Genomic DNA, 19352 nt, shown 5'->3' on the forward strand with positions numbered 1-19352 from the left:
TTTGGACTAACCAACAAAAAGCCCCGCAACGTAAACGCTGCGGGGCTTTTTACTTACCACTATTTAGTCGTTAAAGCCTTCCAGCACTATCTTTCCGCGTGCTTTTTGAGACTCTAAAAGCGCATGTGCTCGCTTCAGATTTGTCGCGTTGATCGCGCCAAAGTGCTCTCCTAGAGTGGTTTTCACCTCTCCAGAGTCGATCATTGTTGCCACCTTTGCTAAGATCTCATGCTGCTTTTGCATGTCGTCGGTTTCAAACATCGAGCGGGTATACATAAACTCCCAGTGCAAGGACACACTCTTTGGTTTAAGCGCTCGAATATCAAAAGACGAAGGGTCATCAATCAAGCCAAATTGACCTTGTGGCTTTATGACCTTCATAACTTCAGGCATGTGCTGTTCGGTATTGTTGAGACTCACCACATAATCGACACAATCATTCATCCCAAGTTGCTCACTCATGGATTGGTTGTGATCAATCACCTGATCTGCGCCAAGCTGTTTTAGCCACTCCACAGAGGCAGGACGCGAAGCGGTCGCTATCACCTTCAAGTTAGTGAGCTTTTTCACTAGCTGGACCATAATTGAACCTACCCCGCCCGCAGCGCCGATGATAAGAATGCTTTGATTTGCTTCTGTATTAACTTTTAGGCGGTCAAACAACATCTCCCAAGCGGTTAACGTAGTCAAAGGCAAGGCTGCAGCCTGAGACACGCTCACGGAAGTTGGAGCTAGACTGGCAATGCGCTCATCCACTAATTGAAATTCAGCATTGGTACCAGAGCGCGTAAGATCCCCCGCATACCAAACAAGGTCGCCAACGTTAAACAAAGACACTTGATCGCCTACCTCTTCGACAATACCCACCGCATCCCAACCGATCACTTTATAGCCGGACTCTGGAGCCACATTGGCACGTATTTTGGTGTCTACCGGGTTGACGGAAATAGCTTGCACCTTAACAAGTAGATCCCTGCCTGCTGCATTGGGTTTATCGAGCGTGATGTCCTGTAGTGACGCTTCATTGTCGATAGGTAGGTTTACTTGATATCCAACTGCCTTCATTGTTTGCTCTCCAGATTGATTCCGTTATATACAACCAGTTTAATTGACACGTTTAGTTTGAAAAACTAAGCTTCGCTCAAAACACTTTTTACAAAAAGTTAAAAATGAAATCACTGCATGATATTAAAGTCTTCCTTGAAACCGCAAAGCTCGGCAGCCTTTCCGCTGCTGCTCGTAGTTTAGACCAAACTCCAGCTGCCATTAGTCGGACGATTCAAAGATTAGAAACAGAGCTCGAGGTCCCGCTGTTTATTCGCTCCACTAGAAAGCTAAGACTCTCTCCTCAAGGAGAGTTATTTCTGCCTCGCTGTCAGCAAGCCATGCTTATCTTTGAGCAAGGTATCGATGAACTAACAGAAAAAGATCAAGAGTTAGCCGGCAATATCAATCTCTCTATGCCCTCAGATACAGGGCGAGGTGTCATTATGCCGCTCATCGATGAGTTTTTGGCTCTGCACCCTAAGGTATCGGTGCACGTGCATCTTTCCGACAGCTACGCCGACCTCTACGAGCAAAATGTCGATGTGGCTCTGCGCATTGGAGAACCTGAAGACTCCAACATGATTGCCATCCCCCTGTATAAAGAAAACTATCGAATTTTGTGCGCCTCTCCTGAATACATAGAGTCACATCCTAAAATCACCCAACCAGAGGATCTCACGGAGCACAACTGCCTATGCTTCGCCCTGAATCAAAAGCTGCACAATCGTTGGCACTTTATTCAGCATGAATCTCAGCAACAATTGGTGGTTAAGGTAAACGGAAATCGCAAAACCAGCGATGGGCAGATGGTGCGTCAATGGGCACTCAACGGGCATGGTGTCGCGTATAAATCACGACTGGATGTACTGCAAGATATTAGAGAAGGTCGCTTAATGACTCTAGCGCAACAGTGGCGCGGCGAGCACGCCCCATTGTATATGATATTTACCGACCGAAGTCAGTTCAGTGGATTGGTGAAAGCCCTGAAAGAGTTTCTGCAAACGAGGCTGAAAGCTCTCAGCTGATAGATACGAAAGACCGTCATCCTGAACTTGATTCAGGATCTTAGTGAGCACATAGTTAAGTTATCCACTCCCCAAGATACTGGATAAATACTTCGTATTTTCCAGTATGACGTGGATTCAGGGTGAGTTATTTAGAAGAGAACCGTTGTCACTACGAAAGCCGAAATAACCGTCATCCTGAACTTGATTCAGGATCTTAGTGAGCACATAGTTGAGCTATGCACTCTCCAAGATACTGGATAAATACTTCGTATTTCCCAGTATGACGTGGATTTAGGGTGAGTTGTTCAGAAGAATGTAGTTGTCACTACGAAAGCTTAAATAGCCGTCATCCTGAACTTGATTCAAGAACTTAGTGAGCACATAGTTAAGTTATCCAATCCCCAAGATACTGGATAAATACTTCGTATTTTCCAGTATGACGTGGATTTAGGGTGAGTTGTTTAGAAGAGATCCGTTGTCACTACGAAAGCCGAAATAACCGTCATCCTGAACTTGATTCAGGATCTTAGTGAGCACATAGTTGAGTAATGCACTCCCCAAGATACTAGATAAATACTTCGTATTTTCCAGTATGACGTGGATTTTAGGGTGAGTTATTCAGAAGAATATAGTTGTCATTACCAAAGCCGAAATAGCCGTCATCCTGAACTTGATTCAGGATCTTAGTGAGCACATAGTTGAGTAATGCACTCCCCAAGATACTGGACAAATACTTCGTCTTTTCCAGTAAGACGTGAATTTTAGGGTGAGTTGTTCAGAAGAATATAGTTGTCATTACCAAAGCTAAAATAGCCGTCATCCTGAACTTGATTCAGGATCATAGTGAGCACATAGTTGAGTTATGCACTCCCCAAGATACTGGATAAATACTTCGTATCTTCCAGTATGACGTGGATTTAGGGGGAGTTGTTCAGAAGAATGTAGTTGTCACTACGAAAGCTTAAATAACCGTCATCCTGAACTTGATTCAGGATATTAGTGAGCACATTGTTGAGTTATGCACTTCCCAAGATACTGGATAAATACTTCGTATCTTCCAGTATGACGGCTAACGGAAAGCCCGGTTAATACCAAGCGACTTTCCTTCAAACTTTCAGCTATTAATTATTCGCTTTCTCAAACTCACTCATAAACGCAACCAGCGCATTTACGCCTTCTTCTGTCATTGCATTATAGATAGAAGCGCGCATGCCGCCCACGGCTCTGTGGCCTTTTAACGCCACTAGGCCTTTCGCTTCCGCTTGCTCTAGGAACAAAGCATCAAGCTCTGGTTTTGCCAATTGGAAAGGTACATTCATCAATGAACGGTTATCTGGATGAACATCATTCTTGTAGAAAGCAGAGTCATCTATTGCCTTGTACAGGGCTGCCGCCTTGTTGCGGTTACGTTTTTCCATCTCAGCGATACCGCCGATGGATTTTAGCCACTTGAACACCAATCCAGACAAATACCAAGCGTACGTTGGTGGCGTGTTGTACATAGACTCTTTCTCATCGAGCAGTTTGTAGCTTAGCGTGCTCGGCAAGATGTCACTGGCCAGATCCAGTAAATCATCACGAACAATCACCAGTGTAATGCCCGCAGGACCGATGTTCTTCTGTGCTCCGGCATAGATAACGCCAAACTTACTCACATCGATCTGGCGAGACAAAATCGTCGATGACATATCCGCAACGATAGGTTTATCAGTCACCGGAAGGTCATTGATCTCGATGCCATCAATGGTTTCATTTGGGCAGTAGTGCACGTATGCGGCGTCATCATCGATAGGCCAAGATGCCGCAGGCGCAATCGCGGCCTTACCATCACGTTCAGTTTTAGCGTCAACAATCTGAACCTCACAATACTTATTCGCTTCTGCAATAGCACTGTTTGCCCAGTAACCACCGTCAACGTAACACGCCTTAGTAGCTTGACCGAGAAGGTTCATTGGCACTGCAGAGAACTGAGCGCGAGCCCCGCCCTGACAGAATAGGATTTTGTAGTTGCTAGGCACTTGAAGTAATTCGCGCAGGTCGCGCTCGGCAGCTTCCGCTACTGCAATAAACTCTTTACTGCGATGGCTAATTTCCATCACTGAGCGGCCCATACCGTTCCAGTTTACAAACTCTTTCTGAGCTAATTCCATCACGGCTTTTGGTAGGCCAGCAGGTCCGGCACTAAAGTTATAAATGGCGTCCATTTCGTTTACTTACTCCAAGTGATTCAATCAATGTTTTCAATGACTATACCCCAGCTTAAAACAAGATTTAAGTCTCATTTTGATATAAAAAAGCCATAGTTGGTATAAAGGACCAAACTATGGCTTTTTTTTCTGTAGGTAATTGGTTTTACTGTGCTTGTTGTGGCAATAGCATTGGCAGCAATAACGACATTACCGGTACTTCTTTGCCATTAGAGAACAGTATATTTCCATCTTTCAACTGCAAAGACATTTTGTAACCATCATCAGTCTGCGATGCAACTTCCATGATCAACAATTCATCTAGGTTTTCTTGAATGAAAGGGTAAGCCATCACCAAGTCACTAGAAACAAAGGCATTCATATCCCCTTGCAACAGTTCGATAAGCTGTAAGAAATCTTTCGATGTGTTCGCCTCACCCGAAGGCAGGTTCATATTCCAGTTTGACTCAAAATGACCTTCGTCCACATCAACGCTGAATTTATTCAAAGACATGAAGAAACCCTTAGCCAGAAACTCATCGACTTTAGGTAATGCTTTAGCGGTGTCTTGCTCTGTCCATACAGGGCTATTCTGATACATCTCAGACAAATCCAAGAATGCAGATTTATCAAAACCACCAGCGGTAAAGCTTAGGCTTAGGTTTTTAGCCTCACCATCATGGTTTTTAAACTCCTGCAGAGTCAGTTGATAATCCCCTTGCAGAGTGTGTGCCGTTTCGTCTTGGCTGGTTTGGAATTGATAGCTCAAGCCCCCCATTTCCACTAAGTTGACACCCTCATAGTCGTTAACCACAAAGCTATCTAGAGAAAGGGTTTGCTCACCCATCCAAAGCCCTTGCTCTACTTTACCTTCACCACTGCTTGCTAGGCCATCAAATCGAATCATAGCGCCATTTTGATAGTCAAACTCAAGAGAAGGCATAGTTAATTGATATTCAAGCTCACCTAATACTGTCACAGAGCCTTCGATATCTAGTGCGCCCAACAGTGCTGTCATTGGCTCGCTACCGGCGATATCAAATTGCTGCGCTTTTACGTTGGTAGAAAACTCAGTATTACCATTAAGTTGAGTCGTTGTGAGAAGCTTAAGCTCAGGCACTTGAGAATAGAAAGTCTCGCCACTTAGGCTCAACATCCCATGATTAATATTGTGTACCAGCTCATACTGTGTCGGCCAGCCGTAAGCATTCAGCTGAGCCACAGCTTGCGGATCTATTACGGTGACTAGCGTCTTAGCCACAGAGCTTAGATAGCCTCTATCGTATTCTTCTAGTTCTACCTTGATGTCTTGATTGTCAAAGTTTTGAATACCGTCAGTCACTATGGTTTGTCCAATGTGACCTACGGCCAAAGGCCAGATACCGATAAGGGCTACTGCACCGCCTACTGCGGCTATTGATTTTAATTGTCGCATATTCTTATAATTTCTGTGTTTGCACGTCTACTCTCTTTTATACAGATAAAATTGAGATAAATCAGTATTTTCTAGGATATTTTCGCTTTACTGGCATAACTTTAACTGGCTCTCATTTGAGTTAGATTAAAATTGTTACAGTGCAATAAAAAGATGGGTTGATTATGACTCAATATTGCGTTCTTTGTATCGAAGACGATCCAAACTCTCTATCAATATTGGAGCTTGCTCTCAAACCCTATGAGCGCAAGTTTAGACCTCTGTTCGCGAAAAACGTTCGTGATGCTTATGCATGCCTCGAGGAAATTCGTGTCGAGCGCCAAGAGCTGGCCATGGTTATCGCCACAGAATCACTCAATACTAGCGCGTCACAACTGCTGGTTGATCTAGAACCTCACTACCCACACTGCCGCAAGATACTGACTTGTGATGCCAACCAATTAGAAAGTGTGATTACAGCAGTAAATGAAGGGCGATTAGACCACTGTTTTACTCACCCACTGCAACTTGAAAATACCACTCAGATAATTAAAAAAGAGCTCACTGAATTTATCATTAATCAGCCTAAAATAGACTGGTTACCTTATGGCTCCGTCTTAGATAGCCAAAAAATCATCAGAGTTCATATAGATAAGCGCATTCACGCCTACCGCAGTGATTTTATCCGTGATTATCATTCCATTAGTGATGACGAGTTATCGGAAAAGGTATGCAACGCACTAGAAGCCTTCTTTGCAAAAAGCGATGAATCACGGGCTATTCGTCGATACTCTCCTTCTCACCTCTTGACCAAAGAGGGAGAACCAAACCAATTTCTATGGTTTATCACCAAGGGGGAGGTTGCCTTATACAAACGAGATGAACATGGCAAGCGACGCGAGGTGGTTCGTCACGGCAAAGGCGGCATTATCGGCGGTATGTCATTTGTGACCGGAGAAAAGTCCTTTTCAACCGCACTGACCTTAAGCCAAACCCAAGTTATCAAGCTCAGCAAAACCACCTTTACTGAAGTCATGCATTCAAACAGTGCCCTGCTTCCCTTATTCACCAACTTACTCTTGCGTCACTTCAACCGTCGATTGCAGCGTAGCATTCACACTAAACTGCAGTTACAACATACCTTCGAGTCCCTTGAAGCTGCGCAAACTCAGTTGGTTGAAAATGAAAAGATGGTTGTACTAGGGCAATTGGTTGCCGGCGTTGCCCACGAGCTCAACAACCCTATTGCGGCTATTTTGCGAAGCTCCGATACTCTAATTCACGAAATTAGCCAGGACACCGAAGAGTTTGAAGCGACCAGCAAAGTCCTCGGCAAGCAAGTGCTCGAGCGAGCATTGCGCTCTAACCCCATCTCAACCGTGCAGCTTAGACAAAAATCCAAAGCTATCGCCAGTAAGATGCAGACCAAACAGCAAGCTAAGATGGTGGTCAACATGGGCCTTGAAGAGCAAATCGATAGCATCTTGGCCCATCAAGACATTGATAAAATCTTGGCGCAACTCGAGCACTATTACACTGCTGGCACCACTTTGCGGTCGATAAATGTGTGCTCACAACGCATTGCCGACATGGTGAAAAGCCTAAAAAGCTATGCGCGCTCAGATGAAGAATCAACACAGAAAGTCGATATACACGAAGGTATTGAGGATACCTTGGTCATCTTTGAGAACCGATTGAAAAACATCACCGTGGAGCGAGATTACCACTCAATCGCCCCAACATTTTGCCGCCCCATTGCGCTGCAGCAGGTATGGACCAACCTAGTTTCCAACGCCCTAGATGCAATGGATAACAATGGGAAACTCAGTATTCACAGCGCATTAGATGCAGATAAACAGCAAATAGAGATCGTATTTCAAGACAACGGGTCTGGCATTGAACCAGAACAGCTCGAGAGTATTTTTGAACTTAACTTTACCACCAAGAAACAAGGTGACTTTGGCTTAGGCATAGGGTTGTCCGTGTGCCAGCAAATAGTCCACCAGCACCAAGGCAGCATCTCCGTAGCATCAACCATCGGGGAAGGAACGCAGATGATTGTTCGTCTGCCGTTTATACCGCAATCAACGTGAAAATGAGGGAATGAATGAACAAGCTATTAATTTTGTGTGTCGATGATGAGAGAGACGTCTTAGAAAGTGTGGTTCGTGACCTTAAATCGTTTGCAGAATTCTGCGAAATTGAAGCGGCCGAATCAGTCTCGGAGGCGCGTGAAGTCATTGCTGAATATCAAGCAGAAGACACCCCTTTAGCGATGATCTTGTGCGACCACATCATGCCAGAAGAAACCGGTGTCGATTTTCTTATCGAATTGCATCAAAACGCAGCCACAAAAGCCTGTAAAAAATTACTTCTCACCGGGCAAGCCGATCTCAACGACACCGTCAATGCCGTCAATCACCACTGTTTAGATTTCTATATTGCTAAGCCATGGAAGAAAGCGGAGCTTGTCGACATCGTTACTGAGCACCTAACGCGCTACGTAATAGAGACTGCGGAAGAACCAATGCAATGGGCTCGTTTCTTAGATACCGCCAAAATATTGCAGGCCGTTTCGGAAAAACGCACTCAATTCGGTGAATAAACGTGCGAAAACACTAGCTTTGTGAAAATTGACAGAAATTTAGCGTATATAACCCTCTGTTTTAGTGGAGGTAATAGTCTGGTTACATTAATATGGTCAGCATTATAAAAGGCAAATCATTCACATAGTGCATGATGACTACGAGAGTTTACTCTCTTAGAGCCAAGGACTAACAATTTCCACTAAGTAGGTTATCAATCATTATGCGTAAATTAGCCTGTGCTGCACTTGCTGTAGCAGCGACTTTTTCTGGCGCCACCTTTGCAAACAGCCCTGCTGTTATGAGCAACTTTAATTACGACTACTTTGAAGCGCGCATTGGTATGGCTCCGCTGACTTTCGGTGCTGGCTTTAGTAAAGCGATTCACCCGAACGCGCACTTTGTAGCAACCATCGACTCTGAGTTTGAAAGTGATTACAACCTTCGTACCGGTCTTGGATTCCATGCTCCAGTAACAAACTGGGCTGACATCACAGGTCAAATGTTACTTCGCGTTGTAGACAACAATAAGTTTGACAACGACCTAGGTATGGAAGTGAACCTTGGCTGGCGTCAATGGTTAGGTCCACAATTTGAGCTAGGTGGTAACGTAGGTTACGTGACTATCGACAGCAATGACGACTGGATTGGTAGCGTTTATGGTCGATTCCACGCCACAGAGCTTTTCTCTCTAGGCTTAGAAGGCAAAATTAATGACTTCTACGGTGATCAGTTCATGCTGACCACTCGCTTTGTATTCTAGAGCGTCCTAATACAAAAAATGGCTACCCTAGGGTAGCCATTTTTATAGGTAATGTTTTAGTTTCTAGAACTCGTGAGATTTAAACTGATTAGTCAGTGGGTCATATTGATAGCCCACACCGCTTAGCTTGTCTGCCAAGCTGTTTGCGTCAATTTCGTACATACTCGCTAACTCTTCAATGCTGTCGCACTCTAAGCGCAGCTTCTCGTTAACGATACTCAGCAGGATATTACTGTCCCAGCGTTTGATGTTACTTAGATCCATGTGTCACCTCTCAGACGAACTGCTCCCAAAAACCTCTCTTACAAGATTAGTTGCAAACCAGTCGTTTGACAGTGATCAATGGCAAAATTTTGTCAAAACAAAGGAAGTAGAAGATAGCTGCCGCTAATTCCTAATGCACTCGCCACCAAGACTTGATACTGATTCACGGTCGATGAGCGAAACAGATGCCAACTCCACACAAGGATAGCGGTGAGTAATAGCGGGAAGGAAAAGCTAATCACCGATATAACAACCTCGCTTTGTTCACTCCAAGCCCAATGAGCCTGAACCAATACCGAGAGCACAAGCAGCATGGCCGAAGCAATACCAGCAACAGGCAGCAGTGTATGGAAAGCTTGAAGGCGGGTCTTCGCTCTGATCATAAGAAGATGACCTAAAGCCGCGCCTAAGAAGATCACCTCACCCATTGCAATACTTAATGAACCAAGGACAAATCTAGGCTCACTATTCACTATGGATAATATCCAGAATAGGCATGCGGATACGCCTGCCAACATTAATAAAAACAGCGAGCCACTGTCGCGCGTTTTGCCCGTTTTGGTTTGAACTGAGAAGTACATAAGAAGCGCAGCTGGGACAATAAACGCTGGCATAGCGCCGCCACCAACAAAGAATAAGCAGGCAATAATAGGCAGTTGCTTGTGCAGGCGACCTCTTTGTCCAGGGCAAATCTCACCCTTGGTTAAGGCCAGAATCAAAATCGCTAAGGCGCCAATGGCCATAGGCAAGAAGATATGTATCGATAGCTGAGCGTAGGTGTCCATAGTGTCATCAATCAAAAACAATGAGGAGAAGTAGTGTAACCTCCCCTAGCGTGATTACAATCCCGTGCCAACATTAAAATAGAACGCACTGTCTTCTTCACTAAAGCCAAAATCCATTCCCATATGAACGCCATAGCGTCTAGCTATGAGATAACGAAAGCCCGTACCATACGCCCACTTCATGTCGTCAAACATGGCCGATGCCCCTTCATTAGATCGGCCAACGCCACTGTTGCCTCCAACGCCGCCAAACACAGACACACTCCAGCGTGGAGTAAACTGCCACATGACCTGCGTTTGATAAGAGCTAGTGTAGTTACCTTGATAGCGGTTCACCGGGATACCTCTAAGGGAAATATCGGGATAAGCGAGTGGTGGTAAGGTGGTCTCATCCGTTGTCAGTGAGTTGTATTCAACGGCAAAAGCCAGAGTCCAATTGTTCGCTATGGGTACATACGCGGTACTTGAGGCCAAAAAGGTCTCGTAATCGTTATCACTGCCGATGCCTTCTCTATACCAGAGGTATTCAGCAATAAAGTCCCAGCCCTCGGTTGGATAAAAAAAGCTATTTTTTGCGTCATATTCAAGGTTAAACCCCAAACCTGAAGAGCGTGTCTCGGCAAGGGTATAACTGTCCGAACCAATCCCAGAATTATTCTTGAGCCTTACCTCACTATCCGCGTAGAACTGCTGTATACCCAAAAACAATTTAGTGTCTGCCACCCTAAACTGAAGTTTTTGCATGCCGCCATAACCTTCCGTTTCAAGCTCAACACCTACATCTTGCAGAGGACCACCACTATTGGAAAAAGGATAGAACTCCATAATTGCCGTACCAAAGCCGACTCCGCCCATATAACGAATAGAGTCTTGTTTCCACACTCGTCTATGTCCTAACAGAGCAAACCAAGTCCCGTTTTCAGTCGCCGCTCCACCCGCTACAGTGACTGCCGGAGGAATAAGCTGCGCGCCCCCATCGATAGATTCCATTGCGAGTTTACGACGTTTCTCTTTTTGCTCTTCTGTTTCGTGCAAAAACATCCCTATCACGCCGAAGCCATAGCCCACCGCAGGTTCGGTTATAATTACTGGGATAGGCAGAAATCCGTAGGCGTTTTCAGCTAGATATTCGCCCATATCAAACATACCATCGACGGGGTCAGTGAAACTGACTGCATGAGCAGTATTGAAAACAGAGCCACTGAGCGCCAATAGATAGGAGAGTTGACGAATAGGCTTACACATAAAAGGGACTCTTATATATCTGAAATTTAAAGACTATTTACTGAGTATATATAAAATTCTGGCTTCTGCTAGCTAACCTTAAAACTAATCGCTATAATGCACCGCTTGCTCAAAAGAGGTCAAAAAATGCACAACACTATTACTCCAATCCACCAATACAAAAAATATTGGGCAGAGTGTTTCGGAACCGCACCATTCTTGCCAACCAGTCGCAAAGAAATGGACGCTCTAGGATGGGACAGTTGTGACATTATTATCGTCACTGGCGATGCCTATGTGGACCATCCAAGCTTTGGTATGGCTATCATTGGGCGACTTCTAGAAGCTCAAGGCTTTCGTGTTGGTATCATTGCTCAACCGCGATGGAACAACAAAGACGACTTCATGACGCTCGGTAAACCAAACCTATTCTTTGGTATTACCGCTGGCAACATGGATTCAATGATCAACCGCTACACTGCGGATAGAAAATTGCGTCACGATGATGCCTACACCCCGAATAATGAGGGGGGAAAACGCCCTGATCGTGCGACCTTAGTGTATTCTCAGCGCTGCCGTGAAGCCTTCAAAGGCACACCGATTGTGCTTGGTGGTATCGAGGCAAGTCTTCGCCGTATCGCGCACTATGACTACTGGTCAGATAAAGTGCGTCGCTCAGTCATCTTCGATGCCAAGGCAGACCTTCTTCTGTTTGGTAACGCTGAACGTGCCCTTATCGAGGTAGCACATCGTCTTGCTGACGGTGAAGATATTGCACAAATGACCAACATTCGTGGCACAGCGGTAAACCTAGCGCAAGCGCCACAGCAATTTAAGATCATCGATTCGTCACGCATAGAAAAACCAGGCAAAGCCTTCGTACCGACTAACCCTTACGAAGTCGAAACCAACTGCAGTGATAAAACCTCAGAGCAAACCGAAGTTAAGGCTGAACCTGTAGTAGTGCGCCCTAGCCGCCATGACTCGGAAACCACAGCCATTCGCATACCTGCGTATGAAAAGCTGCATAACGACAGAATCTTATATGCCCACGCAAGTCGCGTGATGCATCTAGAAACCAATCCTCACTCAGGCCGAGCGCTAATACAGCGTCATGGCGATCGTGAGCTATGGGTAAACCAACCGCCTATTCCTCTGACAACAGAAGAGATGGACTATGTGTTCGGTCTACCGTTTGCGCGTGTACCCCACCCTATGTACGGCAAGGCAAAGATCCCTGCTTACGACATGATTAAAACCTCGGTTAACATCATGCGTGGATGTTTTGGTGGGTGCTCGTTCTGTTCTATTACAGAGCATGAAGGGCGCATTATTCAAAACCGCTCTCAAGAGTCGATCCTTAACGAACTCGAAGAAATCAGAGACAAGGTTCCAGGATTTACTGGCACGATTTCTGATCTTGGCGGCCCAACGGCGAACATGTACCGCCTTGGCTGTAGCATTCCAAAAGCTGAAGCAACCTGTCGTCGCCCATCTTGTGTATTCCCAGGCATTTGTAGCAAGCTCAACACAGACCATAAGCACACCATTGATCTCTACCGCGCTGCCCGTAAGGTGCCAGGCGTTAAAAAGGTGATGATTGCTTCTGGCGTGCGTTACGACTTGGCAATTGAATCTCCAGAGTACGTCAAAGAGTTGGTGACTCACCACGTTGGCGGATACCTGAAGATTGCTCCTGAGCACACAGAGAAAGGTCCTCTAGACAAAATGATGAAGCCGGGCATGGGCACCTATGACCGCTTCAAAGAAATGTTCGAGAAGTACAGCCAACAAGCAGGCAAAAAACAGTATCTGATCCCTTACTTCATCTCTGCCCACCCAGGTACAGAAGATGAGGATATGGTGAACCTTGCGCAATGGCTAAAATCAAACAGCTACGAGTGCGATCAGGTTCAGAACTTTTACCCTTCACCTATGTGTAACGCCACAGCGATGTACTACTCAGAGACCAACCCTCTGAAACGCGTTAAATATAAACAGCGTGAAGATGTGCCTGTAGCTAAGGGTGAGCGTCAGCGCCGCCTGCACAAGGCATTGCTTCGTTATCACGATCCTGCCAACTGGCCGATGATCCGCGAAGCGCTGATCAGCATGGGTAAAAAACACCTTATTGGTGACAAGCCAAACTGTCTTGTGCCAGAAGAAGATCTCGATAAACAAACGCCAGCACAACGTCGCAAGTCGGGACGCCACGGCGCACACCGCTTTGCAACCAAGCACACCGACAGCCAGCCAGACATTCGCAAGCCAAACCAAAGAGGCAAAGCGAAGCCAGGACAAGGCCGTAACGGCAATAGCACCCAAGGTAATGCAGGCCAAGGCCGCAATAGCCAAGGTAGCACTGCTAACGGAAGTAATGCCCAAGGCAAGGCTGGTGCGAACAATAAAGGCGGTCAGCAAAACCGACCACATGCAGGTAAGCCGAAGGCAGGTAAGAAACCTAGTCGTCAAAGATAGATCTCTACAGCTGTCAGCTTCAAGCTGACAGCTGTAAGCCTAGGTTCTAGGTTCTAGGTTCTAGGTTCAAACCTATGCAAGAACGCAGGCAGAATCAGTAAGCTAAAGCAGAGTATTGCACTTAGCGCTATGGTCAGCAAAAACCCTATCGAATACATTCCCTGATGGTCAGCTAAGGTCAATGCGCCAAAGGTAGCGATGGTGGTCAAGCAGCTGATCAAGGTTGCTTTCGGCGTTGATGATGAGAAGAAACGTGTAATCGTCTGCTCGTGTCTAAACCGCTTCACAATATGAATACCGTTATCCACACCAAGGCCAAAAATCAGCGGTATAACAATGATGTTAGCCATATTCAGAGACTGACCAAACCAATGGGCTATCGCAAGTGTTGTTGTTGTGGTTAGCAGTAACGGAATAAAGATAAACAAGATATCCAGCTTATACCGTACGCTGAATATCAGGATAAGCGTTATGGCGACTATCGATATCGCGATTGCAGTATAAAATGCCTTCACAATAATCTGCCCCACTTGTTGCTCAGCCACTGCACGGCCAGTTGCTAGCGGTGCCACTCCTTGCACGGTTTCAATAAACGCATTCACCTGCGCCACATCTCGCATATCACCCGACGGAGTCACTGACACCAGCCATTGCCCATCATCGGCAATATACTTATGGGCAATTTCAGCGGGCAACATATCTACATTAGGATCGACAATCGCTGAGTTTTGAGACGCTAACGCCTGCATTAAAGGCTGAATCTCGGCCGTTAGATGCTGCTGCAGAGTTTTCTCATCGATACTGGTTTCTGAGGCATCGTTCAAGCCAAGTAGTTGCTGATACTTCTTCGAAAACTCTGACCAGGTCATCATCGCTGGGCGTTTTGCTTCAGGAGTCGCCGACTCTTTGAGTTCTTTCACTCGCTGCGAAAAATCCTGAGGCAAAAATGAGTTAGCACTGATGGTAGCCGCAACATCTGGGCTATCTTGCAGCTGACTCTCCCAGTCCATTGCTTGCTGGCGATCTTTTGCCACAGCGAATAGCTGATAACTAGAGCCAAGCTTATTGTCTTGCAGCCATTGCAAAGCCTCTACTGACTCAGAGTTTTTGTTCTTTAACACCAAGGTCGAGAAATCAAACTGAAACTGCATTGCGCCGTATCCCGTCGCAACCGCGCCAACTAAGGTCATTAAAATGATCTTTCTATGTTGAGCCACAATAAACTCGCTGAGTTTCAACGCCACTTTTGAGCGTTTGGCATTGCTTCTCTTTACCTTTGGATAGCCAAAGAACTGGAAGAAAAGTGGGATCACCAAGAAGGTGGCAACAAGCGCTAGTATCATGCCTGCCGCTGAAATAACCCCAAGCTCACCGAGTCCGTTATAAGCCGTCGGATAGAAGCTCAAAAAGCCGATGGCGGATGATAAGGCACACAGACCTAGTGGTGAGATACAGTGCTGAACAGAGAGCGCCAAACTTTCACGGTTATCATGCCCCTTTAATCTTTGTTCATACACATGCAAGCTAAGGTGAACGGCAAAATCCACGCCCAAGCCAATGAAAATAACCATGAACACGATGGAGATGGTATTAAACGAGCCCACCAGAAATAGGCCTGCTGCAAAGGTCCAAACCAAGCCAACGATTACCGCAAGGTAGCTAGCAACGATAATCCTTAAAGAGCGAATACCCACCGCAAGAATCAGTATCAAACTGATGAGTGATACCGTCCCCGCAAGCGCTACGCTATCGTTCGCATCTTGAATTTCATCATAATCTAACGCCGTTTGTCCGGTCACTCGCACCATCACATCCGCAGGCATCCCTACACTGGCAATCACCTCACGAACCGTATTCATGATGAGTTTATTGGGTTCAGTTTCAGAATAATCCGGAACGGCAGTTAAGCTGATCACATAACCATTGGGTACAGAGACATCTGAAAACAATAGGCCTTGCCAATCAACGTCTTTATCTTGCATCGCTTCGAGCAGTGGCTGAATCAATGTGTTGATTTCTTCGGGAGAGCGTTCGCTAGCAGAAAGCTTTTCGTCCAGCGCACCAAGATAAGGCTGTAAGCTGTTCATCTGAGTGGAGACCATGACCTCAGGCAATAGCAATGCTACTTTGTCCCTAAGGGATTGGTATTCTTTATCACTCAGAAAGCCGGTGGCGTATTGTTCAAACCATTGCAAGGTAGACGGGGCGAACACATCAGCAAACAGCTGACGCGTTTTGAATGCCTTTGCCAATTTCTCGGTCGCTATCTTGGCTTGTTCACCATCTTTTGATGAGACAGCAATGATGATGTTTCCAGAGTCAGGGAATACCGCCTCTACCGCATCAAGATTGTCACGCCACTCCCCTTTTTGTTCCACAAGCTCACTGAGATCCGCATTCATAGAAAAATGAGTCGACCCATAATAGCCAGCAGCCATAGTAACCATGACAAGAAGTAGCAAAAGGGTCTTTGGGAAACGAATAATAGTGTCAGTGAAACGTTGCACAGTAGGTGCCTCAACAAAGCGACGGTCGAAAAAAGTAGGCAAATTATTGAACAAGAGCCTGTTTTAAGCAATCTATACAGCGAGTTATCGGCAATTCATCGCTCAGACGGTCACATAATCGTCATTTTCTCGCGACACAATAGACTTTTGAACCAAAGATTGTTCGGTTTCATCATTGAAAAGCCTCAAACGATATCAATACGAACGCTACGCTGTGCTCTGCCGGTTAGCCTATCCTCGCGTATTCAAACAAACCGCCTTTGGTTTCGACCCCAACGGTCAGCGCATTATTCGCAATGCCCAAGGCAATATCATGATGCGGGTGCTTTGGAACAAGCAACGTGAAGAAGTGGTGCTGGTGATTAAGGGCTCCCACAGTGTCAAAGACTGGTTGCTAAACCTTGGATTCTGGCACAAGAGCTGCAAAAATTTCGGCCTCGACTACTCCATCCACGCCGGCTTCCACTATCTCCTGTCTCAAGAAAGCCCTCCTTCTCACAGAGATGACAAGCTTGGGTTGTCGGTATTTGAGCGTGTTTTGGCCATCATTGAGCCACGTCTTGAAAGTGGATACCGCCTTGTTATCACAGGTCATTCATCGGGAGGTGCCATCGGCAGTGTCATTGGGGATTATGTTGAGCATCATTACCCCAAAGCCATCAAGCGCATCGTTACCTTTGGCCAGCCTGCGGTGGGTTGCTGGCGCTTTAAAAAGCATTATCGACTGTCACATAAAACCTATCGCGTCTGCTGCGACCTAGACATAGTGACCTTTATGCCCTTAATTCCCCTCGCTTATTGGCATGTTGGAAAGTTGCTTTGGCTGTACAACGGGCGCATCTATGAAAATACGCCTACCTTCATTCGCTTAGGGCGCTCTCTAATCAGTTGGCTCATTCGCCCTTTCTCTTATCATTTAATGAGCAAGTACATCCGTAACAAGGATTTCTTTGACGAGCATTAGATCGCTCTCATCCACATCTACGTAATAACATTCACTAGCAAATCAGTGGGTGCGATCAGGATGAATGATAAAAAACGGGGGTTAATATGGTTTGGCAACGATTGCCGAATCAGCGACAACAATCTACTCTTTAGAGCCAATCATGAGGTAGATGAGTTGATTTGCGTTTATCTGCCCTACTCTAAAATTACCAATTCAGAAGATGAGCACCTTCCCGTTGCTAGGTCAGAGCACCTTGAACGTTTTGAACACGAATCCGTAAGCAACTTGGCGGAATCTCTCAGCCGGTACGGTCACAGACTATATACACCACACGATTTTCCCCAACTTTGCCAGATCATAGATACGCTGCAGATCAACACTCTATATCGAGCGTTTCACCCTGGTATGTATGAGCAAGAAGCGGAGAAAGCCATTGCTCAGACATTTCCACAGCTGACTGTGTGCAATGCCTATACAGGATCTTTGTTCCACCAAAGCCAACTTCCTTTTACGCCTGAGACGTTACCTGCAACCTTCACCCAATTTAGAAAGCGCGTAGAACATCTCACTATCGTCGAACCCCTGGAGCAACCTGTAACCTTACCCGCCCCCATTGGTATTGATTGCATGTCCGCCGAGCCTATCTTCATGACAGAGGCAACCTTTGGCAACTTTGTTGGCGGTGAGGATGCAGGACAGAATCACCTGTCTCACTACTTTTCGTCGCAGCTCCCGCACAGTTATAAGCTGGTCAGAAACCGACTAGATGGTTGGGATAACTCGACCAAATTTTCCCCATGGCTAGCTTCTGGCAACCTTTCAGCAAGACAAATCTGGCACAGCGTTATTCAATTTGAGCGCGACCACGGCGCGAATGATTCAAGTTACTGGATCAAATTTGAATTGCTTTGGAGAGAGTTTTTCCATTGGTACAGTGCATGGCATCAAGAAAAGTTGTTCCACTCTGGAGGCATAAGCAAAGAGCCACAGCTATGGGATGACGACGCAGCGACACTGGAGGCGTGGATCAACGGCGAGACGGGTTTTGATATCGTTGACGCCTGCATGAGACAGCTGAAAAACACGGGATTTATGTCAAACAGAGGCAGACAGTTGGTCGCCAGTTGTTTGATACACGAGCTTGGTTTGGATTGGCGCCTCGGTGCGTTGTATTTCGAACACAACTTAATTGACTATGACGTCGGCTCAAACTGGGGAAATTGGCAATACATTGCTGGTGTTGGCGCAGACGCCAAACCTGTCAGACGCTTCGACCTTGATAAGCAAACGCAGATGTATGATCCTTCGAGAGCCTTCATCAATCGTTGGCTAGATAAAGAGTGGCAAAAATGCGGATAATGATTGTAGGTGCAGGCGGTGGTATCGGTTCAGCCCTCCTTGAAAAATGCATGGAGGCCTTCCCTTTTGCTACCTTTGAGGCGACGTATCTGAGTAATAAGCCAGAGTTTGAAGCCGAACGGGTCTCATGGCATCGCCTTGACGTTACTGACGAAAGGCAGGTTGAAGAGCTGAGCCATCAGTTTTCCCAGATAGACTGGATCATCAACTGCGTTGGCCTTCTTCATTGCCAGCACCACGGCCCAGAAAAAAGCATCAAACAGCTCGATGCTGACTTCTTTATTGAAAACTTTCGCCGCAACACCTTGCCGACGTTACTTCTTGCTAAATACTTTCAAGACAAGCTTATGTCCAGCAACCAAACCGATGTCGCCAAGTTTGTCACTTTGTCCGCCCGTGTAGGGAGTATCGAAGACAACCGATTAGGCGGATGGTACAGCTACCGAGCTTCAAAGAGCGCCCTTAATATGGCCCTTAAGAACCTGCGCAACGAATGGCAGCGTAGTCACAAACCTATTGCAGTATTGGCCCTGCACCCTGGCACCACAGATACACAGTTATCAGAACCTTTCCAAAGAAACCTACCCGAGGGTCAGTTAATGACACCAATGCAAACCGCACATTTGCTGCTCGAACAGATAGATGCGTTGGATGCGGATTCTTCAGGGACGTTTAAGGATTATGCGGGAGAGACAATTCCGTGGTAAACGTTGGCACTGGGTTCTGGGTTCTGGGTTCTGGGTTCTGGGTTCTGGGTTCTGGGTTCTGGGTTCTTTAGTACTTTTGT

General features: G+C 46.1%; 15 protein-coding genes. 8 read left to right on the plus strand and 7 right to left on the minus strand.

Annotated features, from left to right (window positions below; translation table 11 throughout):
* Positions 1–63 precede the first annotated feature (63 nt).
* Positions 64–1065 carry a zinc-binding alcohol dehydrogenase family protein gene (locus A6E01_RS07250; RefSeq protein WP_017030084.1) on the minus strand — a complete coding sequence of 334 codons (1002 nt, stop codon included), beginning with the start codon at positions 1063–1065 and terminating at the stop codon, positions 64–66.
* 104 nt (positions 1066–1169) lie between these two features.
* Here A6E01_RS07250 and A6E01_RS07255 point away from each other — a divergent pair, with 104 nt between their 5' ends.
* A complete protein-coding gene (locus A6E01_RS07255; protein ID WP_065209939.1) occupies positions 1170–2072 on the plus strand; it encodes a LysR family transcriptional regulator in 903 nt (300 codons plus the stop codon).
* Between the two features lie 1103 nt (positions 2073–3175).
* Here the strand turns inward: A6E01_RS07255 and serC are convergent.
* The gene (serC, locus tag A6E01_RS07260; RefSeq protein ID WP_065209940.1) at positions 3176–4258 is read right to left on the minus strand and encodes a 3-phosphoserine/phosphohydroxythreonine transaminase; all 1083 of its coding nucleotides are present in this window, start codon (positions 4256–4258) and stop codon (positions 3176–3178) included.
* Between the two features lie 148 nt (positions 4259–4406).
* A complete protein-coding gene (locus A6E01_RS07265) occupies positions 4407–5675 on the minus strand; it encodes a DUF945 family protein (protein WP_065209941.1) in 1269 nt (422 codons plus the stop codon).
* Positions 5676–5839: 164 nt separating this feature from the next.
* Here A6E01_RS07265 and A6E01_RS07270 point away from each other — a divergent pair, with 164 nt between their 5' ends.
* From A6E01_RS07270 to A6E01_RS07280, 3 genes are all read left to right on the plus strand, one after another.
* On the plus strand, positions 5840–7747 hold the full coding sequence (locus A6E01_RS07270; protein ID WP_065209942.1) for an ATP-binding protein: 1908 nt from the start codon (positions 5840–5842) through the stop codon (positions 7745–7747).
* 14 nt (positions 7748–7761) lie between these two features.
* On the plus strand, positions 7762–8259 hold the full coding sequence (locus A6E01_RS07275) for a response regulator (RefSeq protein WP_017030523.1): 498 nt from the start codon (positions 7762–7764) through the stop codon (positions 8257–8259).
* Positions 8260–8462: 203 nt separating this feature from the next.
* A complete protein-coding gene (locus tag A6E01_RS07280) occupies positions 8463–9002 on the plus strand; it encodes a hypothetical protein (protein ID WP_017030522.1) in 540 nt (179 codons plus the stop codon).
* A 63-nt stretch (positions 9003–9065) separates the two neighbouring features.
* Here A6E01_RS07280 and A6E01_RS07285 read toward each other — a convergent pair whose 3' ends face one another.
* The 3 genes from A6E01_RS07285 to A6E01_RS07295 all read right to left on the minus strand — a co-directional run bounded on the left by A6E01_RS07285 (position 9066) and on the right by A6E01_RS07295 (position 11296).
* Positions 9066–9266 (minus strand): DUF4250 domain-containing protein, encoded by a 201-nt coding sequence (locus A6E01_RS07285; RefSeq protein ID WP_017028485.1) that lies wholly within the window; start codon positions 9264–9266, stop codon positions 9066–9068.
* Between the two features lie 92 nt (positions 9267–9358).
* Positions 9359–10051, minus strand: coding sequence for a hypothetical protein (locus tag A6E01_RS07290; RefSeq protein WP_065209943.1), 693 nt, complete (start codon positions 10049–10051; stop codon positions 9359–9361).
* A 54-nt stretch (positions 10052–10105) separates the two neighbouring features.
* A complete protein-coding gene (locus tag A6E01_RS07295; protein WP_017242798.1) occupies positions 10106–11296 on the minus strand; it encodes a BamA/TamA family outer membrane protein in 1191 nt (396 codons plus the stop codon).
* 126 nt (positions 11297–11422) lie between these two features.
* Between A6E01_RS07295 and A6E01_RS07300 the strand changes: the two genes are divergently transcribed.
* Positions 11423–13753, plus strand: coding sequence for a YgiQ family radical SAM protein (locus A6E01_RS07300; RefSeq protein WP_017028488.1), 2331 nt, complete (start codon positions 11423–11425; stop codon positions 13751–13753).
* Between the two features lie 53 nt (positions 13754–13806).
* Here A6E01_RS07300 and A6E01_RS07305 read toward each other — a convergent pair whose 3' ends face one another.
* Positions 13807–16260, minus strand: coding sequence for an MMPL family transporter (locus A6E01_RS07305; RefSeq protein WP_237334457.1), 2454 nt, complete (start codon positions 16258–16260; stop codon positions 13807–13809).
* A gap of 175 nt (positions 16261–16435) precedes the next feature.
* Here A6E01_RS07305 and A6E01_RS07310 point away from each other — a divergent pair, with 175 nt between their 5' ends.
* From A6E01_RS07310 to A6E01_RS07320, 3 genes are read left to right on the plus strand one after another with little or no spacing between them, the layout of a single operon-like run.
* A complete protein-coding gene (locus A6E01_RS07310; protein WP_026012669.1) occupies positions 16436–17224 on the plus strand; it encodes a lipase family protein in 789 nt (262 codons plus the stop codon).
* 60 nt (positions 17225–17284) lie between these two features.
* The gene (locus A6E01_RS07315; protein WP_065209945.1) at positions 17285–18565 is read left to right on the plus strand and encodes a DASH family cryptochrome; all 1281 of its coding nucleotides are present in this window, start codon (positions 17285–17287) and stop codon (positions 18563–18565) included.
* Positions 18556–19272: an SDR family oxidoreductase gene (locus A6E01_RS07320; protein ID WP_017028492.1), complete on the plus strand. Its 717-nt coding sequence runs from the start codon at positions 18556–18558 to the stop codon at positions 19270–19272. The genes A6E01_RS07315 and A6E01_RS07320 overlap by 10 nt, the downstream gene beginning before the upstream one ends.
* The last annotated feature ends 80 nt before the right edge of the window (positions 19273–19352 follow it).

It is taken from the genome of Vibrio breoganii, assembly GCF_001677275.1.
GTDB lineage: Bacteria > Pseudomonadota > Gammaproteobacteria > Enterobacterales > Vibrionaceae > Vibrio > Vibrio breoganii.

Excerpts from the sequence above, each read along its gene's own strand:
- A6E01_RS07250 (WP_017030084.1), bottom strand. The coding sequence starts at position 1,065 with ATGAAGGCAGTTGGATATCAAGTAAACCTACCTATCGACAATGAAGCG.
- A6E01_RS07255 (WP_065209939.1), top strand. The coding sequence starts at position 1,170 with ATGAAATCACTGCATGATATTAAAGTCTTCCTTGAAACCGCAAAGCTC.
- serC (WP_065209940.1), bottom strand. The coding sequence starts at position 4,258 with ATGGACGCCATTTATAACTTTAGTGCCGGACCTGCTGGCCTACCAAAA.
- A6E01_RS07265 (WP_065209941.1), bottom strand. The coding sequence starts at position 5,675 with ATGCGACAATTAAAATCAATAGCCGCAGTAGGCGGTGCAGTAGCCCTT.
- A6E01_RS07270 (WP_065209942.1), top strand. The coding sequence starts at position 5,840 with ATGACTCAATATTGCGTTCTTTGTATCGAAGACGATCCAAACTCTCTA.
- A6E01_RS07275 (WP_017030523.1), top strand. The coding sequence starts at position 7,762 with ATGAACAAGCTATTAATTTTGTGTGTCGATGATGAGAGAGACGTCTTA.
- A6E01_RS07280 (WP_017030522.1), top strand. The coding sequence starts at position 8,463 with ATGCGTAAATTAGCCTGTGCTGCACTTGCTGTAGCAGCGACTTTTTCT.
- A6E01_RS07285 (WP_017028485.1), bottom strand. The coding sequence starts at position 9,266 with ATGGATCTAAGTAACATCAAACGCTGGGACAGTAATATCCTGCTGAGT.
- A6E01_RS07290 (WP_065209943.1), bottom strand. The coding sequence starts at position 10,051 with ATGGACACCTACGCTCAGCTATCGATACATATCTTCTTGCCTATGGCC.
- A6E01_RS07295 (WP_017242798.1), bottom strand. The coding sequence starts at position 11,296 with ATGTGTAAGCCTATTCGTCAACTCTCCTATCTATTGGCGCTCAGTGGC.
- A6E01_RS07300 (WP_017028488.1), top strand. The coding sequence starts at position 11,423 with ATGCACAACACTATTACTCCAATCCACCAATACAAAAAATATTGGGCA.
- A6E01_RS07315 (WP_065209945.1), top strand. The coding sequence starts at position 17,285 with ATGAATGATAAAAAACGGGGGTTAATATGGTTTGGCAACGATTGCCGA.
- A6E01_RS07320 (WP_017028492.1), top strand. The coding sequence starts at position 18,556 with ATGCGGATAATGATTGTAGGTGCAGGCGGTGGTATCGGTTCAGCCCTC.